Annotated in this window: 2 protein-coding genes; both read left to right on the forward strand. The window is 64.6% G+C overall.

Annotated elements, in window-relative coordinates:
• The coding region (locus tag ACFWAY_RS53635; RefSeq protein WP_378459015.1) for a CaiB/BaiF CoA transferase family protein at nt 1-1,232 on the forward strand (1,232 nt) is incomplete at its 5' end.
• 15 nt (nt 1,233-1,247) lie between these two features.
• Nucleotides 1,248-1,926, forward strand: a 679-nt coding sequence (locus ACFWAY_RS53640) for an SDR family oxidoreductase (protein ID WP_378459016.1), incomplete at its 3' end; no start/stop codon positions are given.

A 1,926-nucleotide genomic window follows, 5' to 3' on the forward strand; every position in this document is an offset into this window, starting at 1 on the left:
GAAAGGTGCCCTTCATGAGCGGCCCCATGACCGGAATCAAGATCGTCGACCTGTGCTCGATGATGTCGGGCCCCTGGGCCACGGACATCCTCGGCGACCAGGGCGCGGACGTCGTCAAGGTGGAGGTGCCCGGCAGGGGCGATCACGTCCGCTCCCTGCCCAATCGTTCCGGCGACATGTCGGCGATGTTCGTCAACGTCAACAGGTCGAAGCGGTCCCTGACCCTCGACCTGAAGACACCGGAAGGTGTTGCGGTGCTGAAGAAGTTGGTCGCCACGGCGGATGTCGTGGTGCAGAACTTCCGGCCGGGCGTCGTCGAGCGCCTCGGCATCGGATACGACGACCTGGCCCCGCTCAATTCTCGGCTGATCTATCTTTCGATGAGCGGATTCGGTGAACGCGGCCCCGCCGCGGGCCAGCGGGTCTACGATTCGCTGATTCAGGCCCTGACCGGCCTGACCACCGTGCAGGCCGGGTCCGATGAGGAACGGCCCCGCCTGATCCGCACGATCCTCCCCGACAAACTCAGCGCCATTGTTGCCTCCCAAGCACTTTCGGCGGCACTGTTCGCCCGCGAACGCACCGGGGAGGGACAGCACATCCGGCTCTCGATGCTCGAGGCGGTGCTGTCGTTCCTGTGGGCATCGGACATGGGCGCCTACACGTTCCCGGACCAGCCGGTGCCGCTGTCGCAGGGCGGCAGCTTCATCGACCTGATCTACCAGACCGCGGACGGCTACATCACCGTCGCCACGAACAGCAACGGCGAATGGCAGAGCATGTGCAAGGCACTCGGTCACCCCGAGTGGATCGAGGACGAGCGGTTCTCCACCCCGGTGGGTCGATCGAAGCACATCAATGAGCGTTTGGAACTCATCCAATCTGTGCTGCTGGACAAGAGCTCTGCCGAGTGGTTGGCGCTGCTCGACACCTTCGACGTGCCGGCCGCACCCATCCTCACGCGGGCAGAGGTCATCGAACACCCGCAGGTCAAGGCCGCCGAGATCATCGTCGAATCCGAGCACCCCGTAGCCGGGCGTCTGCGGCAGGCACGAGTGGCGGCCCGGTTCCTGGGCACCGTCCCGGATGCACCCAGGGGTGCGCCGCTGCTCGGCCAGCACAACGGCGAGATCCTCGCAGAAATCGGCTACAGCAACGACGAAATCGCTTCGCTCGCTGCACAGAAGATCATCGGAACCGAGCAGGACGCCACCGCCGGCGTCCTCGCCTGAAAGGAAGTTTGGACAGTGTCCACAGTATTGGTCGTCGGTGCCGACAAGGGCATCGCTCACTCGATCGTCCGCCAGTTGCACGAGCGCGGCGATGACGTCATCGCCGCCTGCCTGTTCGACGGCGCCGACCTCACCGCCGACGGCATCACCGTCGAGCCGAACGTCGATGTCACATCGCAGGAATCGGTCGAGGCGCTCGCGTCACGGCTCGCTGCAGCGGGAACCGAACTGGACGCCCTGATCCATGTTGCCGGGGTCATGTGGCTCGACGAACTGGGCGCGATCGACTACGACCTGGTCCGCAAGCAAATCGAGATCAACACCCTCGGACCGCTGCGCACGATCGAAGCAGTGCGTCCGTTGCTCAACGAGGGCGCGAAGGTCGGCATCGTCACCAGCCGGGTCGGATCCCTCGGCGACAACACCTCCGGTGGCATGTACAGCTACCGGATCTCCAAGGCCGCCGCCAACATGGCCGGCCTGAACCTGCACCACGACCTGTCCAAGAACGGCATCAGCGTGCTCATGCTCCATCCGGGCATGGTCGCCACCGACCTGACCAAGGACTTCCCCGGCGATCACACCTACATCACCCCGGAACAGGCCGCCACCGGACTGATCAAGAACATCGACAACCTCACCCCCGAGAACTCGGGCCGGTTCCAGCATTCGAATGGCACCTTCCTGCAGTGGT

Source organism: Rhodococcus sp. NPDC059968, assembly GCF_042738615.1.
GTDB lineage: Bacteria > Actinomycetota > Actinomycetes > Mycobacteriales > Mycobacteriaceae > Rhodococcus_F.